We start from the raw sequence: 16,639 nt of genomic DNA on the forward strand, positions 1-16,639 counted from the left end.
CCTTAATCTCTGAAATTTTTCGTTAGTTTTCATCGTCGATATTAATTTATGAAACAGCTATGACGGCCTGTTTCGACGGCATAAGCCGAGAATAAAAACAATATTGGAGTCGTTTCATGAAATCTAACTTCCGTAAACTTGCTTGTCTTGTTGCTGCCGGCGCACTGTCTACTACTGCGATGGCGGAAACACCGATCATTGGTCTGATTACTAAAACCAATACCAACCCTTTCTTCGTCAAAATGAAAGAAGGCGCCCAAGAGAAAGCTGAAGAGCTTGGCGTTGAGCTGCGTACCTTCGCGGGTCGCTATGATGGTGACAACGAAACACAAGTTCAAGCTGTCGAAAACCTAATCGCATCTGGTGCGAAAGGGATTCTCATTACCCCAAGTGACACGGCCGGTATTGTGCCGACTATTGAAAAAGCCCGTGAAGCGGGCTTGTTGGTGATTGCTTTGGATACGCCACTGTCGCCTGCCAGCGCAGCGGATATGACATTTGCGACCGATAACTTCAAAGCGGGTGAAATGATTGGGCAATGGGCCAAAGCGAAAATGGGTGATAAAGCGGAAGACGCTAAAATCGCATTGCTTGACCTGAGTACCAGCCAAATTACGGTCGACGTAGCGCGTAACCAAGGTTTCTTGAAAGGCTTCGGCATTGATCTAAACGATCCAAATCAAATGGGTGATGAAACAGACCCTCGCATCGTAGGTAACGACGTGACACAAGGCTCTGAAGAGGGTGGTCGTCGTGCGATGGAAAACTTACTGCAAAAAGACCCAGGTGTGAACTTGGTCTACACCATTAATGAACCAGCCGCCGCTGGTGCGTATGAAGCGCTGAAATCATTTGGCATGGAAAAAGACGTATTGATTGTCTCCGTTGATGGGGGCTGTCCTGGTGTCAGCAACATCAAAGATGGTGTGATTGGCGCTACTTCTATGCAATTCCCTCTAAAAATGGCCTCAGAAGGTGTCAGTGCAATCGTTGAGTTTGCTAAGTCGGGTACTCGCCCAACGGCTTCTGACGGTCTTGATTTTTATGACACAGGCGTACAGTTGATAACAGATGAACCGGCTCAAGGTGTTGATTCTGTTACATCAAAAACTGGCCTAGCTATGTGTTGGGGCTAACCGCCTAAAATTTCCACCTTGTTTAAGGCAACCCTGCCTAACACCGCTGGCTGATGCCGCCAGCGGTGGTTTTTTTGCTTGGAGTTAACATTATGAGTTCTGCTAACCCAAAACCGTCTGCACCGGTGTTGGATCACGATAAAATCGCTGATCAGGCTGGCAGTGGTAGTTATGTAGCGAATTTCGAAGACAAAGATACGCCACTACAGCGCTTTCAGAAATTTCTTCATAAGTACCCGGTCGCCGCACCAACCATTGTTCTGATTTTTGCCATTATTGGCTTCAGTATTTTGGTTGGAGACCGCTTCTTACACCCCTTTAACTTATCTCTAGTGTTACAGCAGGTCACTATCATCGGTGTGATCGGTGTGGCACAAACGTTAATTATTTTAACCGCTGGTATCGACCTTTCGGTTGGCGCCATCATGGTGCTGGCATCTGTCGTGATGGGGCGTATGGCCATTGATCACGGGCTTGAAGCTTGGATGGCCCTGTTGATTGGCATGGGCGTTGGTGCGTTGGCAGGCTTGATTAACGGTACCCTGATTACACGTTTTAAACTGCCGCCTTTTATCGCGACACTGGGATCATGGAACGTCTTTTTTGCACTGAATCTTTGGTACTCAAAAAGTCAAACCATTCGTTCACAGGAAATTGCCAACAATGCACCGTTGCTACAATGGTTAGGTGAAACCGTTAGCTTCTTTGGCGCTCGGTTAACCTACGGGTCACTGCTGATGTTGGCGCTGTTTGTATTAATCTGGTACGCCTTGAATTGGACCGCCTGGGGGCGTCATGTATACGCCACCGGTGATGATCCTGCGGCAGCCAAGCTAGCCGGTATCCGCACTGATCGTGTTTTATTATCCGTATATGTCTTAGCGGGTGTCGTGTGTGCCATTGGTGCTTGGGTATTGATCGGACGTATCGGTTCGGTAAGCCCGCAAGCTGGCTATACTACCAACCTAGACAGTATTACCGCAGTAGTGATCGGAGGCTGTAGTTTATTTGGTGGTCGTGGGTCGATCTTTGGTACCTTGATTGGTGCGCTGGTAGTGGGTGTGTTTCGGAATGGTTTAGCGCTCGCTGGTGTTGATGTACTTTGGCAAGAGTTTACCGTGGGTATTTTGATTATTGTAGCGGTAGGCATGGATCAGTGGATCAGAAAGGGGACAGCATAATGACAGCTCATTACGATCAACAACCGGTTCTTCAAGCGCGTGGTATTGTAAAGCGTTATGGCAGTGTGACGGCCATTGATCACGCTGATTTGACGTTGTATCCAGGTGAAATCTTGGCGGTCATTGGTGACAATGGCGCGGGGAAATCGTCTCTTATCAAAGCCTTGTCTGGCGCCTTGGTGCCAGATGAAGGGGAAATCTTATTGGACGGCAAGCCAGTTCATTTTAATTCACCGATGGAAGCGCGCGAGTTAGGCATTGAAACGGTGTATCAAAATTTGGCCGTGTCTCCGGCTTTGAATATTGCCGATAACCTTTTTCTAGGTCGTGAGCTGCGTAAACCAGGCATATTGGGATCTGTGTTCCGTATGTTGGATAAAAAAGCCATGGAAGAGCGTGCTCAAGCTAAGATGACAGAGCTTGGACTGATGACCATTCAAAATATCTCTCAGGCGGTAGAGTCGCTATCTGGTGGCCAGCGACAAGGTGTGGCGGTGGCGCGCTCTGCGCTGTTTGGCAGTAAAGTGGTGATTATGGACGAGCCTACTGCTGCATTAGGGGTAAAAGAATCCCGTCGAGTATTGAATCTGATTAAAGAAGTGCGTGACCGTGGTTTGCCGATTATTCTGATCAGTCATAACATGCCGCACGTGTTTGAAGTCGCCGATCGTATTCATATTCACCGCTTAGGCAAATGTGCGGCGACGATTACGCCTGAATCTCACACCATGTCGGAAGCGGTTGCAATCATGACCGGCGCGATGGAAGTGGACTCCGATTCGGAGGCTGCGTAAAGTTAGCCACAATCAGACATAAATAGAGGTCATCATGGCACAGCAATCTATCCTCCAAGCAAGCGGTTGGTGTTGTTCGATCGCACGAAAGATAGGGCTGGCTGGGGTACTTTATCTGTGTGTGACTGTTACCAGCTCGTTAGCTAATAACGAGCTTGATCAGCCGCTACGCTCGATCGGCATCAGCGTAGTGGATCTGGGTAACCCTTATTTTGTCGAATTAGTAGACTCTACGACACGTCGAGCCAATGAATTGGTTGAAGGTCGGCCTATAGAGGTCATCGTACGTTCAGATGCTTATGACTTTAAACGCCAGATTCGACAGATTAATGAATTCATCGACCGTAAAGTGGACCTGATCATTCTGACGGCGGCTGACGAATATAAAATAGCGCCTGTGGTAGCGCGTGCTCAGCGAGCGGGCATTAAAGTCATTGCGGTGGATGTCAATGCTCAGGGCGCAGATGCGACGATTACGACAGATAATGTTCAGGCTGGTGTTATCGCATGCGAACGATTAGCGAAGCAAATAGGCTATCAAGGACAATTTGTGATCATCAATGGTGTGTCGGTATCCTCGGTATTAGAGCGCGTTGCTGGTTGTAAGTCTGCGATTAATCGTTACCCCAACATCACTTTGCTAAGTGATCGCTTAAATGGCACAGGCAGCCAAGAAGGTGGCATGGAGGCCATGACCTATCTAATGGAAGAGTACGATCATTTAGATGCCGTGTTTGCCATCAATGACCCAACGGCTTCTGGCGCGTTAATGGCGGCGCAGCATGCCAACCGAAACGAGTTTGTGCTTGCCTCGGTGGATGGGTCGCAATTTGCGATAGATGCGATCCAGCAACCTAATCTATGGATTGCGACAGCGGTCCAGCGGCCTAAACTGATGGCAGAGCGTGCGGTTGAGATTGGCTTAGCCTTACTGAAAGGTGAAGAGGTGCGTCAGCGTTTTATACTGATTCCTGCTCAGTTAGTGCAGAAGAGCGCGCACGAATAAAGTATTTTTAAGACTGGCATTGGTGTTTTTGATGAACCTCGTTACTCTAACGAGGTTATCGTCAAGGATGTTATATGGACACTACCAGTCTCTTTCAGCAAATCTTCAATACTGTTTTCCCTCTTATCATCATCGTTTTGATTGGTTTCTTTTACGCGCGTGCTCGTCCCACGGATATGAGCGTGGCCAATCGCATTAATATGAGTGTGTTTATTCCTGCGCTCATTTTTTCGGTGATGGCCTCAAAAGACTTTCAGATACAAGCCTATTTACCTTTAGTCGCTGCAGGCGCATTTGTTGTCTTAGGCTCTGGTCTTGTGGCTTGGCCTATTGCCCGTGCTTTAGGTTACGAGTTCAAAACCTTTGTGCCACCGATGATGTTTAATAACAGTGGTAATCTAGGCATTCCTTTAATGGTGTTAGCGTTTGGAGAGGCCGCACTGCCGATTGCCGTGGTGTTGTTTTTGATTGAGAATCTACTGCATTTCACCGTGGGCATGTACCTACTGAACCCGCGTACTAATTTGTTTAACCTTTTAAAAATGCCCATCATTATAGCCACTGCGGTTGGTGTTGTATGGAGTTGGCAAGATTGGTCAATGCCAATCGCGGTAGGTACAGGCATCGACATGCTGGGGCAAATCTCCATTCCTCTGATGCTGTTTGCGTTAGGCGTTCGTATGAAAGATGTGGATTTTGGTCAATGGCGTATTGGCGTGATCAGTGGTCTAGTAAGTCCCGTTAGTGGGCTTGTGGCGGCGTATGCATTTTATTGGCTGTTTGGTTTGCGCGAAGATTGGTTTGCCTATCTGGTGATTTTCGCTTGCCTACCACCAGCTGTGCTGAATTACATGGTGTCGGAAATGTTCCAACAGGAACCTCAAAAGGTGGCATCCATCGTGCTTCTAGGTAACTTAATGTCATTGGTGTGCATTCCGGTGGCGTTGTATTTCGTGCTTTAACAACGAGGAGGGCCTATGTGGCTCCATATCTGTTTAGCGATACTGCTGGTCGCGGGGTACTTTTTGGCCATGCGGCTTGTTTCGACGGCGATCAGAGCCGTCGCACTGCGCCAAGGTATTAATGAACTTCGCATGATCCTAGTTTCGAAGATTATCAATCTAGGTTTGACGGTCGCGTTTGTGCTTTTGCTGTGCGTGGTGCTTGGGGTGGGCTATGGGCAGTTGGCGGTGTTCTTCTCATCCGTGTTTGCCGTGGTTGGTATCGCCTTATTTGCTCAGTGGTCTATTTTAAGCAATGTAACAGCGAGTCTTATTATTTTCTTCGGTTTTCCTTACCGTGTTGGCGATTGGGTTAAAGTGGTTGATAAAGATGAAGAGATCCTTGGTCAAATTCATGAGATATCAACGTTCCATGTCATTATCACGCGTGTCACTGGGGACACGGTGACGTACCCAAATAGTATGATTTTACAAAAAGCCGTCATTTGCTATCGCGATGAAGCCGAAGCCAAAAGCCACTCCCAGTTGCTAAAAAGTAATGATGAGGAAACCGAAAAAAGCAAAGATTGATCAAAATTTACTCAGCCTATTCGGTTTGTGGCATACTATTAAGCCTTGTTTATATTATGTCCGCACGTTCGGTAGGAGAGTTCGATGAAATCCAAGCCCGAAGCCCTGATCTCTAAGCATCCCGGCCTCATCCACAGTGACGCAATGAAAGTGAAGTCACACGTTCAGCGCAGCCAAGAAGACTGGGTTCTACATACCTTGATGATAGAAGGCTACGATGTACCGTTTCGTTTTAGACGACAAGGCAAGTATCACTCGCTACGTGGCGCGCGCGTAAACATTACCTATTACCCTGCTCAAGAGTCCGTTGCAGGCATTGATATGGAAATCATGAAAGTCGTACGAGTGAAACGAAGTTAAATTAGGGATTTTATCTGAACCGTCATTGTCTTAGGATACTCGCGCTCGTACCGAGCTATTTCAATAGGAGTAAAACAAGGCAATGACTACGGCCCGTTCTCAAACTTGGTTTGATACCCTCAAGCGTATTGAGCAAAGCGTTTGGTTTCAAAGCTTTATCATCACCATCATTATTATCGCGGCACTCACGGTCGGGGCAAAAACCTATCCGTTACCGTATTCGGTTGAGCTTGGGATCAACTACCTCGATACTCTGATCACCGTTTTCTTCTTGGTCGAAATTGTTCTTCGCTTCGCCGCCTACGATCGCAAAGCCGACTTCTTTAAAGATCCTTGGAATATCTTTGATACAGTCATTGTGATTGGCAGTCTTATTCCTATCTCTAATACCGACATGGTGTTGGTCGCGCGTTTGTTGCGCGTACTGCGCGTGTTGCGATTGGTGTCGATCATTCCGGATTTACGCATGCTGATTAACGCATTGCTTAAAGCCATTCCTAAAATGGGCTATATCGGCCTGTTAATGTTTATTATCTTTTATATCTTTGGTGCGGCTGGTGCGATCTTCTTCAGCCATATCAACCAAGATTTATGGGGTGATATTGCGATTTCTATGCTGACGTTGTTCCGGATCGCCACGTTCGAAGATTGGACCGATGTGATGTATGAGACGATGGAGGTCTACCCGCTCAGTTGGATTTTCTACATCATCTTTATTTTCCTGACGGCCTTTGTCTTCCTTAATATGATGGTCGGTGTCGTACTGGAAGTGATGAGTCGAGAAACCATGGCAGAAGAACACCAGAATCAAGAAGATCACCATCAAGCATTGGTGGATCAAATTTCCCAACTGCAACAACAAGTACAAGCCTTGAGTGATAAGCTTGATCGTAAAGAATAGCGATGGGACTAGTGCGTTTGGCGGCGGCGTAAGCGACCGCCAAACGTGTTCATCAACAAGCCAATCAATACCACAGAAATCCCTAGCCATTGCTGATGGCTGATACTCTCACCGAGTACAACGGCCGCAGACGTCAGCCCTACAACAGGCACCCCTAATGACAAAGGGGCAACCGTGCCTGCACTGTAGCGTGACATCAGATAACTCCATAAACCGTAGCCTCCAAGCGTTGCCACGAGCGTTAAGTAGATCAAGATGGCTAAGGTTGACCAATTTATCTCGACAATGTTGGACCACATAACGCTTGGGGAGTCGACAAAAAACGATGAGATGAAAAAGGGCAGCGCAGCGAACCATGCACTCCAGACAATTAAACTAAGATCCGCTTGATAACCTTTTTGAATGATGGCTTTGGTGGCGATATTGCCCAGTGCCCAGCTTGATGCACCTGCTAGAGTAAGAGCAAAACCGATTACAGTCATGCTGGTGTCCTCGCCATCGGCCCCAATGATGGCTAACCCACCACAAGCGACTGCAATGGCTAGAACTTGATAAGGACGTACCACTTCTTTAAGCAGTAAGACAGAAAACAGCAGTGTGAAAATGGCTTGTGATTGCAGCACCAGTGAGGCAAGCCCTGCAGGCATACCAAATATCATAGCGCTGAACAAAAAGGCAAATTGACCGAAGTTAAGCGTTAAAGCATACGCGATCCACCATTTTAACGGTGTTTTAGGCCGTGCAAAGAAAAAGCAGCCGACCATGGCCAACAATAAGAAGCGTACACCGCCGAGCATCATCGGGGTCATGGTGTCCAACCCCAAGCGAATGACTACAAAGTTGAACCCCCAAGCAAAAATGATGAAGAGTCCGAGCAGCAAATCTTTTGCCGTCATGGTGTGATTCCTTATCTGTGTTGAGCAATCACTTTACTCAGTTTGCCGCCAAAGCAACAGACAGTGTGGCGAATGGCGATTATTTGGCTTCGCAGTCGATGGTGCCATCTGCGACACGAACTTGAATGGCATCTCCTGCTTGCACGTCTTCTACAGAACGAACCACGTGCTTGCCTTTACTGGCAATCGCGTAACCACGAGACAAAATGTCCAAAGGACTGACCAAGTTTAATTTAGCCACCACATTGGCAAAGCGATCTTGCTTACGGTGTAGGTTTTGCTCCAATGCTAAACGCATACGTTGTTGTAATGCCTCGATGCGTTCCTGATGCGATTGAATCTTTTTGATGGGAGCCGCGTACATTAAACGCTGTGACACATGTTGCTGCGTAACCTGACGTTGTTTCAATTGGCTCTGTAGGGCACTTTGTAAACGCTGTTTGCTCTGCGTGAGGCGCTGTTGTTGCTGTTCTATTCGCTCTTTAGGGTGACGAATACGTCTGATCAAAAAGTCTAAACGCTGTTGGTGCTGTTGCAGGGTTTGTTCAAAGCGGCGTGTAAACAGATGCTCAAAATGTGTAATTTTCTGCTCTAGGTTGCGTATGTCTGGGCTGAGCAGTTCAGCCGCCGCAGTAGGGGTTGCTGCTCGCACATCGGCAACAAAGTCGGCGATAGTAAAATCAACCTCATGACCCACAGCGGATACCACTGGCGTCTTTGCATTGAAAATGGCGCGCGCAAGCGCTTCGTCGTTAAAGCTCCACAGATCTTCCAGCGAACCACCGCCACGTCCGACAATGATCGCATCGAAGTGACCGCTTACATCGGCTCGCTCAAGCTGCTGGCGTATGTTCACAGCAGCACCATTGCCTTGAACCAAGGTAGGCAGAATGGTCAGTTCCGTGAGTGGGAAACGGCGTTTGAAAGCAATCACCATATCCTTCACCGCAGCCCCTTTCGAAGAGGTGATGATGGCGACTCGCTCAGGGCGGCTAGGTAACGGTTTTTTATGTGACTGTTCGAATAAGCCTTCTGCTTGTAGCTGGTTTTTTAAACGCTCAAATGCAGCTTGTAAGGCGCCTTCACCAGCGGCCTCCATCCCTTCGACCATAAGCTGACAATCGCCGCGCGCACCATAGAAGGTAACGCGTGCGCGCAAACGCACCATGTCACCGTCTTTGGGCTTAAATTTGACCGCCATGTTCTTACCTTTGAACATGGCGCAGCGGATTTGAGCGCGATCATCTTTGAGGGAAAAATACCAATGTCCAGAGCTTGGACGCGCCAAGTTAGAGATCTCTCCTTCTACTAATATCCAAGGTAAACTGGCTTCTAGCAGTTGCTGAATCTGGCGGTTCAATTCTGAGACCGTGAAAGTAGGTTCTGAACTGTGCAAAGTTGTAAAATTTTTCATCAATCTCACTTGGTTTTGATTTACCGATTCATAATGTTGGAGTAGAATTACTTGCCATCTTAAACCCAGTTGGCATTGGAAATTCCCTATTATGTTACGAATTGCACAAGAAGCATTAACGTTTGATGACGTATTGCTTATCCCCGGCTATTCTGAAGTTCTGCCTAATGATGTAAAGCTTAAAACGCGCATCACAAAGGACATCGAACTTAATATTCCTCTTGTTTCTTCTGCCATGGACACGGTGACAGAACACCGCATGGCGATAGCCTTAGCCCAAGAAGGCGGCATGGGCATTATCCACAAAAACCTAACGATTGAGCAACAAGCAGCGGAAGTTCGTCGCGTTAAAAAATTCGAAAGCGGCATCGTTAAGGATCCAGTTACGATTCACCCGACTGCAACGGTTCGCGAGTTGATGGAAGTCACCGCTGCAAACAACATTTCTGGTGTACCTGTCGTAGAAGGTAAAAGCCTAGTTGGTATCGTCACCAGCCGTGATGTTCGTTTTATCAAAGACTTCGACAAAACTGTTGCTGATATCATGACGCCAAAAGAGCGTCTAGTAACCGTACTAGAAGGCGCATCAAGCGGCTCTATCCGCAAACTATTGCACGAACACCGTATTGAAAAAGTACTGGTTGTGAACGAGCAGTTTGAACTACGCGGTATGGTCACTGTTACTGACATCAATAAAGCGCAAACTTTCCCGCTGGCATGCAAAGATGAAAACGGCAGTCTTCGTGTAGGTGCCGCAGTGGGTACTGGTGCAGATACTGGCGATCGTGTGAAAGCGCTAGCAGAAGCCGGCGTTGACGTGATTGTTGTTGATACAGCACATGGTCATTCTAAAGGCGTTATCGATCGCGTACGTTGGGTAAAAGAAAACTTCCCTCAAGTACAAGTGATCGGTGGCAACATTGCTACAGCGGAAGCAGCGATTGCGTTGGCTGACGCCGGTGCTGATGGCGTTAAAGTCGGTATTGGTCCAGGATCGATCTGTACAACGCGTATTGTGGCAGGTGTGGGCGTTCCTCAAATCAGTGCGGTAGCGAACGTTGCTGCGGTGATGAACGAGCGTAACATTCCAGTTATTGCTGACGGTGGCGTACGTTTCTCTGGTGATATCGCTAAAGCGATCGCCGCCGGTGCCAGCGTGATCATGGTTGGTGGTTTGCTAGCAGGTACAGACGAAGCACCAGGTGAAGTCGTGTTATTCCAAGGTCGCTCATTCAAAGCTTACCGTGGTATGGGCTCGCTAGGTGCGATGTCTCAGTCTCAAGGTTCTTCTGATCGTTACTTCCAAGATGCGAGCAGTGGCGTAGAGAAGCTTGTTCCTGAAGGCATTGAAGGTCGCGTACCTTCTAAAGGCCCTATGGCGGCTGTTGTACTTCAATTGATGGGCGGTGTTCGTTCTTCAATGGGTTACACTGGTTCAGCTGATATCGAGACAATGCGTACTAAAACGCAATTTTCTCAAATTACCGGTGCAGGTATGCGTGAGAGCCACGTTCATGACGTGACCATCACTAAAGAAGCACCAAACTATCACGTTTAAGCGCTGATAGATTAAAACCAAGATGGGGCGTAGTTTCTGCGCCCCATCTTCTTTTTTTTTGAACAGCTCTTACTGGGTAGGAGCGAAGGACTAGCTAACAATGTCGCAAGATATCCACGCTCATAAAATTCTTATTCTTGATTTTGGCTCTCAATACACGCAGCTGATTGCGCGTCGTGTACGTGAGATTGGTGTTTTCTGTGAAGTTCGTGCGTTTGACATGGACGACCAAGAGATCATCGACTTTGACCCTAAAGGTATTATCCTTGCTGGTGGTCCTGAATCTGTTGCAGACGAAGGTTCTCCTCGCGCACCAGAAGCCGTGTTTACGCTAGGCGTACCGGTTCTTGGTATTTGTTACGGCATGCAAACCATGGCGGAACAAATGAGCGGTAAAGTTCAAGGATCGGAAGTGCGTGAGTTTGGTTACGCGCAAATCCGCACGCATGGCAACTTCTCCCTTCTTGAAGGTATTGAAGACCATGTCGCGAACAACGGTGTTCCGCTGTTGGATGTTTGGATGAGCCACGGTGATAAAGTCGTTGATATGCCTAAAGGCTTCGCATTGATGGCTTCCACTGAAAGCTGTCCGATTGCTGCCATGGCCAATGAGTCGAAAAAATTCTACGGCCTGCAATTCCACCCAGAAGTGACACACACGCTTCAAGGTGGCCGCATTTTATCGCGCTTTGTTGTTGATATCTGTGGCTGTGAAACACTGTGGACGCCTGCCAACATCGCACAAGATGCGATCGAGCGCATGCAAGCGCAAGTGGGCGATAAGAAAGTGCTTTTGGCACTGTCTGGTGGTGTCGACTCATCTGTTGTCGCCGCGTTGCTTCACAAAGCCATTGGCACACAGCTTACCTGTGTCTTCGTTGACAACGGTCTGCTTCGTTTAGGTGAAGGTGATCAAGTAATGGCCATGTTCAAGCAGAACATGGGTGTTAACGTGATTCGCGTTGACGCGGAAGACTTATTCCTTGGCAAACTGAGCGGCGTATCTGACCCAGAAGCGAAACGTAAAGTGATTGGTAATACCTTCATTGAAGTGTTTGATGAAGAAGCGACAACACTGACGGAAGTTGAATTCCTAGCGCAAGGTACGATTTACCCTGACGTCATCGAATCGGCAGCGGGTAAAACCGGTGGCGCGCACGTGATTAAATCGCACCACAACGTCGGCGGTCTTCCAGAAGACATGAAGATGCAACTGGTCGAGCCACTACGTGAGCTATTCAAAGACGAAGTGCGTAAGCTTGGTCTAGAGCTAGGCCTACCGTACGACATGGTGTACCGTCACCCATTCCCAGGACCAGGTCTTGGTGTGCGCATCCTTGGTGAAGTGAAGAAAGAATACGCCGACATCCTACGTCGCGCGGATGCCATCTTCATCGAAGAGCTACGCAACGCTGGCTGGTACGAAAAAACAAGCCAAGCGTTCGCAGTCTTCCTACCAGTGAAATCTGTAGGTGTAGTAGGTGATGGCCGCCGTTACGAATACGTTGTGGCGCTACGTGCTGTAGAAACCATCGACTTCATGACAGCACGTTGGGCACACCTACCATACGAGCTACTAGAGAAAGTGTCGGGTCGTATCATCAACGAAATCGAACACATCTCCCGCGTGACTTACGACGTATCGTCTAAGCCACCAGCAACCATCGAGTGGGAATAATTCAGCGTTAGGTAACACCCTGCACTGAACAGCAATAAACACTCCCAAGCCCGCTCTCTAGCGGGCTTTTTGTTGTCTAACAGCCAAATCATTTGGCACTGTCTAGCAGCTTCAAGCACGGTTTGACCGGGGTATAGCGGTGGGTATTATTTTCTCCAAACACCATGCTCAATCCCGATACCATAACGCGACGTTTCTACGCCTCATGGTATGGATTTTCTCTAACTGCATGAAAGTAAAAGAGAAAATAGACTCTAAAACATAGGTTTTACAGCATGGTATTAAACTCAACGGAGAACCATAGTCATGCTGACCGATACCAAGATCAGAAACCTAAAACCCAAGGATAAACTCTACAAAGTAAACGACCGTGATGGCTTGTACGTGGCCGTCACCGCAGCGGGTACTAAGTCCTTTCGTTACAACTATTCCATCAATGGACGCCAGGAAACGATTACCTTTGGCCGCTATGGCAATGGTGGCATCAGCCTCGCAGAAGCCCGTGAGCAGCTTGGAGAGGCTAAGAAACTAATCGCGAACGGAAGATCTCCTGCAAAGGAAAAAGCGCGTAGCAAAGCTCGTGTGAAGGATGCGGCAACATTTGGAGCCTGGGCAGACAAGTGGTTGCGTGGTTATCAAATGGCAGAATCCACCCGAGATATGCGCCGCTCGATCTATGAACGTGAACTCAAAGCCAAGTTTGGCAATCTACAGCTAACAGAAATCTCCCATGAGGACCTACGCATGCTGACTAACAGCATCGTGGATCGAGGTGCACCGGCCACGGCAGTGCATACCCGCGAGATCGTGATGCAGGTATTTCGTTGGGCCATGGAGCGCGGCCAGAAGGTAGAGAACCCAGCCGATCATGTACGCCCAAACTCTATTGCTCGATTCCAGCCAAGGGACCGCTCGTTAACGCCAGAAGAGATCGGCGTGATGTACAAGTACCTAGAGAAAGTAGGCACCAGCCCGGTTAACCGCGCCGCGGCTAAACTGCTCCTGCTAACCATGGTGCGAAAAGGGGAGTTGTGCCAGGCGAAATGGAGTGAGATTAATTTCAGTGAAGCCCTATGGAGCATTCCTAAAGAGCGTATGAAACGCCGTAAACCTCACTTGGTGTTCCTATCACGCCAGGCGATAGATTTGTTAGTTGCGTTAAAGACCTTTGCCGGCTGCTCAGAGTATGTTCTACCGTCACGCTACGACACCGATCAACCCATGAGTAACGCCACGATTAACCTAGTGTTGAAATACACCTTCCAGGCCGCACAGAAAGACGGCATACCGATGGAGAAGTTCGGCCCTCACGATCTACGCCGTACAGCAAGTACCTTGCTTCATGAAGCGGGCTATAACAGTGACTGGATCGAGAAATGCTTAGCCCACGAACAGAAAGGCGTCAGAGCCATCTACAACAAAGCTGAGTACCGAGAACAGCGCGCGGCCATGTTGCAGGATTGGGCAGATATGATTGATGAGTGGTGTTCAGTTCAAAACTCCGTGTGTGTATTTAGCTGAATGAGTTGGCGATGCCTTTCTGGAAGTATATTATCAGCTCTAAGAAATAATTAGCTTATTATATTTAGGGAGAAATATTTGTGAATTCTCACATCAAGCAAGCACTATTGAATGGAAGGCTAGTACTTCTCTTCGGAGCAGGAGCATCTAGAGGTTCATTAAATGGAAAAAAAGAAGAAATTCCAATGGCTTGGGATCTTGCAAAGATCTTTTCGGAAGCATGTGGCTACTCTGCTTACAATGATGAATCTTTATCAGAGGCATATGGTGCAGCAAGAAGTAAGTTAGGAAGTCAGGTCGATAATATATTTGAAGAGAATTTTAAGCACTGTACACCTTCGAATGAGTTTAATGAAATAGCAAAGTATCCTTTTCTGCGGGTTTATACTTTAAATATTGATGACGCCTTTGAAAAATCTTTGTATTTGCATTCTAAAAGAAAATTTTATATTCGATTGAGAGGAGATAAGGTTTGTGATCCTGATCAGCTATTTGAAAGTATGGATTACATTAAACTTAATGGCGATGTTAATAGAATAGCGGATGGTTTTATATTTTCTTCTCAAGAGTACGCTCAAGCATCTGGTAACCCTCCTTTATGGTACGAGGAACTTGCTGACGACTACTTGAAATATACATTTTTATTTATTGGGACCAGGCTCGATGAACCTCTTTTTAAACACCAGGTTGAGAGATATAAGGGTAAAACTAATAGCTCGGAACAGAGGAGTTATCTTCTAATTCCAAGTCTTACTGAAATGCAAGTGGATAATTTTGCTGCATCTAATTTAGAACATATACCAGGTACTTTGAAAGATTTTGTGGATTGGTTGAAATTAGAATTTCAGAATATTCCTGATAATATTGATCTTCTTAAAAACTCTAAGCCACATTTAATAATAAATGAAAAGGGCGGCGTTAATAAGTTATATGATGGGATCTTTCCAGTATATAAAGGTAATATTAGTGTTCAGGCTGATCCGGAGAAAACATACCCTATAAAGTCATTTTATAAAGGCTATAAGCCAAGCTGGCATGATATCTATAATGAAATTCCTGCTTATCTTAAATCCTTCAGAGATTTTTATAACTTAATATTTGAAAATGAATTTCAACTTTATGTTGTTAAGGGTGCTGCTGGATCTGGGAAGACAACTCTTTTAAAACAAGTGGCTTTAAGGTTATCTGATTCAAACGCTGTGTATTTTCTTGATGCTTACAGTGGTGATTTAAAGTCATTAGTTGAGGATTTAAGTAGTAAAATTGACAGCACATTTTATATTTTCATAGAAAGACTTGGTGATTTTTCCTACGAAGTTTCTAATATAATAAAACAAGGAAGCTCAAAGGTAGTATTTGTTTCTGCTGAAAACTTAGGGATTTATAGCTCTAGAGTTAAGGAATATTTTCACGGAATTAATGTTGGAGAATTACACCTTCAAAATATTGACTCAAAGGATGCGGATCCAATATTAGAGAAAATAAAACAGTATGGTAATTGGACTCGTCTGGAGAAAATGTCTTTAAAAAATAGAAGAATAGAGCTTTTAAAAAGAGCAAAAAGTCAGCTTCTAATAGGTCTTTTAGAAGCTACTTCTGGAGAAGGTTTTAATGAGATAATTAAGAAAGATTATCAAAGAATAGAATCAAAATCAGAAAGATATTTATTGCTTTTGTCTGGCTTAGCAACTACTCAAGGTGTAAATGCTTCTGAAGTTACAATCACTAGGGCATTGGGTTATCTTGGAGTTGATCAGAACATATATGAAATGTCGAAAAGGATGGAAGGCATTATAAAATATAGCAATGGCTATATTCAAACTAGGCATAAAGTATATATTGAAAGAATATTAGACATGTATGTTTCAAAAGAAGAAATATATGATATTCTGAAAGCATATATTGAAGCATTTAGTGTCTATGATGTTCCAATCGTTCCGTCACTTAAAGGAAAGAGTCAGGAAGCTAAAATTTATAAGCATTTGGTTAATGCAAAAGCATTAAGGAAGCTTTTAGGTAAAGATGAGTTTTTAATTTGTTCACTTTATAAGAATTTTGAAAAGGTTTTTGAGTCCGATGGTCTATTTCTCATGCAATATGGATTGGCACTAAGATCTTTTGGAAAACAAAGAGAAGCATATGAAAAGCTAAGAATAGCTTTTGATGCTTACGATTCTGCTCATGTTGAACATGCCTTGGCACAACAGCGTATTATTATGGCACTTGAGGAAGATGAAGAGATTATAGCTGAATCGTACTTTAAAATGGCTGAAGAAAGTCTAAGAAAATTAGATCGATCAGACATTAAGGTTTTTGATAGGTATCCAATTATTGCTTTATCTGAAGGCCATATTCAATATTTACATAAATTTGGACGGGCCCAAAAAGCAAAAATATTTGCTAAAAGTTATTATGAAGAAATGAATAAAAAAAGCATCGATTCACCGAGAATAAACCAGGCGAAAGATAAAATGATGAAGTATTATTTGCATGGGAAATGGAGTTTTCAGGACTATAGCTCTGTGGATTGATTTAAAAATAAAAAGGCTGGCCTTTTTATTTTTAATGGCGGAATTAAATAGTCGTCCCTGAATAATGGCGTTTTTAGTCTAAAATGCCATTTCATTTTCTAGTCTTCGCGGCAATAAGGCTTGTATCAACT

Annotated in this window: 14 protein-coding genes; 12 read left to right on the plus strand and 2 right to left on the minus strand. The window is 45.8% G+C overall.

All coding sequences use genetic code 11. The annotated features are described in order from the left end of the window. Positions 1-116: 116 nt before the first annotated feature. The 8 genes from AYW76_RS17845 (at position 117) to AYW76_RS17880 (ending at position 6,910) form a co-directional block, all read left to right on the plus strand. Positions 117-1,136 carry a sugar ABC transporter substrate-binding protein gene (locus AYW76_RS17845; protein ID WP_067035706.1) on the plus strand — a complete coding sequence of 340 codons (1,020 nt, stop codon included), beginning with the start codon at positions 117-119 and terminating at the stop codon, positions 1,134-1,136. Between the two features lie 92 nt (positions 1,137-1,228). Continuing rightward, positions 1,229-2,317: an ABC transporter permease gene (locus tag AYW76_RS17850; RefSeq protein ID WP_067223765.1), complete on the plus strand. Its 1,089-nt coding sequence runs from the start codon at positions 1,229-1,231 to the stop codon at positions 2,315-2,317. Then, positions 2,317-3,111 (plus strand): ATP-binding cassette domain-containing protein, encoded by a 795-nt coding sequence (locus AYW76_RS17855; protein ID WP_067035700.1) that lies wholly within the window; start codon positions 2,317-2,319, stop codon positions 3,109-3,111. The genes AYW76_RS17850 and AYW76_RS17855 overlap by 1 nt, the downstream gene beginning before the upstream one ends. 34 nt (positions 3,112-3,145) lie before the next feature. Continuing rightward, positions 3,146-4,117 (plus strand): substrate-binding domain-containing protein, encoded by a 972-nt coding sequence (locus AYW76_RS17860; RefSeq protein ID WP_082866302.1) that lies wholly within the window; start codon positions 3,146-3,148, stop codon positions 4,115-4,117. A 74-nt stretch (positions 4,118-4,191) separates the two neighbouring features. Continuing rightward, positions 4,192-5,079: an AEC family transporter gene (locus AYW76_RS17865; protein ID WP_067223768.1), complete on the plus strand. Its 888-nt coding sequence runs from the start codon at positions 4,192-4,194 to the stop codon at positions 5,077-5,079. 15 nt (positions 5,080-5,094) lie between these two features. After that, positions 5,095-5,649, plus strand: coding sequence for a mechanosensitive ion channel domain-containing protein (locus AYW76_RS17870; protein ID WP_067035694.1), 555 nt, complete (start codon positions 5,095-5,097; stop codon positions 5,647-5,649). An 84-nt stretch (positions 5,650-5,733) separates the two neighbouring features. Beyond that, positions 5,734-6,009 carry a hypothetical protein gene (locus AYW76_RS17875; protein ID WP_067035691.1) on the plus strand — a complete coding sequence of 92 codons (276 nt, stop codon included), beginning with the start codon at positions 5,734-5,736 and terminating at the stop codon, positions 6,007-6,009. Positions 6,010-6,091: 82 nt separating this feature from the next. Continuing rightward, the gene (locus tag AYW76_RS17880) at positions 6,092-6,910 is read left to right on the plus strand and encodes an ion transporter (protein WP_067223771.1); all 819 of its coding nucleotides are present in this window, start codon (positions 6,092-6,094) and stop codon (positions 6,908-6,910) included. A gap of 8 nt (positions 6,911-6,918) precedes the next feature. On the opposite strand, the gene AYW76_RS17885 is transcribed toward AYW76_RS17880, so the two are convergent. Together AYW76_RS17885 and xseA are read right to left on the minus strand one after the other, a co-directional pair. Beyond that, positions 6,919-7,806: an EamA family transporter gene (locus tag AYW76_RS17885; protein ID WP_067223773.1), complete on the minus strand. Its 888-nt coding sequence runs from the start codon at positions 7,804-7,806 to the stop codon at positions 6,919-6,921. A 79-nt stretch (positions 7,807-7,885) separates the two neighbouring features. Then, positions 7,886-9,220: an exodeoxyribonuclease VII large subunit gene (gene xseA / locus AYW76_RS17890; protein WP_067223776.1), complete on the minus strand. Its 1,335-nt coding sequence runs from the start codon at positions 9,218-9,220 to the stop codon at positions 7,886-7,888. A gap of 91 nt (positions 9,221-9,311) precedes the next feature. Between xseA and guaB the strand changes: the two genes are divergently transcribed. The 4 genes from guaB to AYW76_RS19005 all read left to right on the plus strand — a co-directional run bounded on the left by guaB (position 9,312) and on the right by AYW76_RS19005 (position 16,508). After that, positions 9,312-10,778: an IMP dehydrogenase gene (gene guaB, locus AYW76_RS17895; protein ID WP_067035681.1), complete on the plus strand. Its 1,467-nt coding sequence runs from the start codon at positions 9,312-9,314 to the stop codon at positions 10,776-10,778. A gap of 100 nt (positions 10,779-10,878) precedes the next feature. Further along, positions 10,879-12,456 carry a glutamine-hydrolyzing GMP synthase gene (guaA, locus tag AYW76_RS17900; protein ID WP_067223780.1) on the plus strand — a complete coding sequence of 526 codons (1,578 nt, stop codon included), beginning with the start codon at positions 10,879-10,881 and terminating at the stop codon, positions 12,454-12,456. A 306-nt stretch (positions 12,457-12,762) separates the two neighbouring features. Next, on the plus strand, positions 12,763-13,977 hold the full coding sequence (locus tag AYW76_RS17905) for a tyrosine-type recombinase/integrase (protein WP_067223783.1): 1,215 nt from the start codon (positions 12,763-12,765) through the stop codon (positions 13,975-13,977). A gap of 80 nt (positions 13,978-14,057) precedes the next feature. Beyond that, positions 14,058-16,508: a P-loop NTPase gene (locus AYW76_RS19005; protein ID WP_082866303.1), complete on the plus strand. Its 2,451-nt coding sequence runs from the start codon at positions 14,058-14,060 to the stop codon at positions 16,506-16,508. Positions 16,509-16,639 lie beyond the last annotated feature (131 nt).

The sequence above is a fragment of the Marinomonas gallaica genome (assembly GCF_001639745.1).
GTDB classification, from domain to species: domain Bacteria; phylum Pseudomonadota; class Gammaproteobacteria; order Pseudomonadales; family Marinomonadaceae; genus Marinomonas; species Marinomonas gallaica.

Excerpts from the sequence above, each read along its gene's own strand:
- AYW76_RS17875 (WP_067035691.1), top strand. The coding sequence starts at position 5,734 with ATGAAATCCAAGCCCGAAGCCCTGATCTCTAAGCATCCCGGCCTCATC.
- AYW76_RS17865 (WP_067223768.1), top strand. The coding sequence starts at position 4,192 with ATGGACACTACCAGTCTCTTTCAGCAAATCTTCAATACTGTTTTCCCT.
- guaA (WP_067223780.1), top strand. The coding sequence starts at position 10,879 with ATGTCGCAAGATATCCACGCTCATAAAATTCTTATTCTTGATTTTGGC.
- AYW76_RS17855 (WP_067035700.1), top strand. The coding sequence starts at position 2,317 with ATGACAGCTCATTACGATCAACAACCGGTTCTTCAAGCGCGTGGTATT.
- AYW76_RS17870 (WP_067035694.1), top strand. The coding sequence starts at position 5,095 with ATGTGGCTCCATATCTGTTTAGCGATACTGCTGGTCGCGGGGTACTTT.
- AYW76_RS17905 (WP_067223783.1), top strand. The coding sequence starts at position 12,763 with ATGCTGACCGATACCAAGATCAGAAACCTAAAACCCAAGGATAAACTC.
- AYW76_RS17885 (WP_067223773.1), bottom strand. The coding sequence starts at position 7,806 with ATGACGGCAAAAGATTTGCTGCTCGGACTCTTCATCATTTTTGCTTGG.
- AYW76_RS17850 (WP_067223765.1), top strand. The coding sequence starts at position 1,229 with ATGAGTTCTGCTAACCCAAAACCGTCTGCACCGGTGTTGGATCACGAT.
- AYW76_RS17880 (WP_067223771.1), top strand. The coding sequence starts at position 6,092 with ATGACTACGGCCCGTTCTCAAACTTGGTTTGATACCCTCAAGCGTATT.
- AYW76_RS17860 (WP_082866302.1), top strand. The coding sequence starts at position 3,146 with ATGGCACAGCAATCTATCCTCCAAGCAAGCGGTTGGTGTTGTTCGATC.
- guaB (WP_067035681.1), top strand. The coding sequence starts at position 9,312 with ATGTTACGAATTGCACAAGAAGCATTAACGTTTGATGACGTATTGCTT.
- xseA (WP_067223776.1), bottom strand. The coding sequence starts at position 9,220 with ATGAAAAATTTTACAACTTTGCACAGTTCAGAACCTACTTTCACGGTC.
- AYW76_RS17845 (WP_067035706.1), top strand. The coding sequence starts at position 117 with ATGAAATCTAACTTCCGTAAACTTGCTTGTCTTGTTGCTGCCGGCGCA.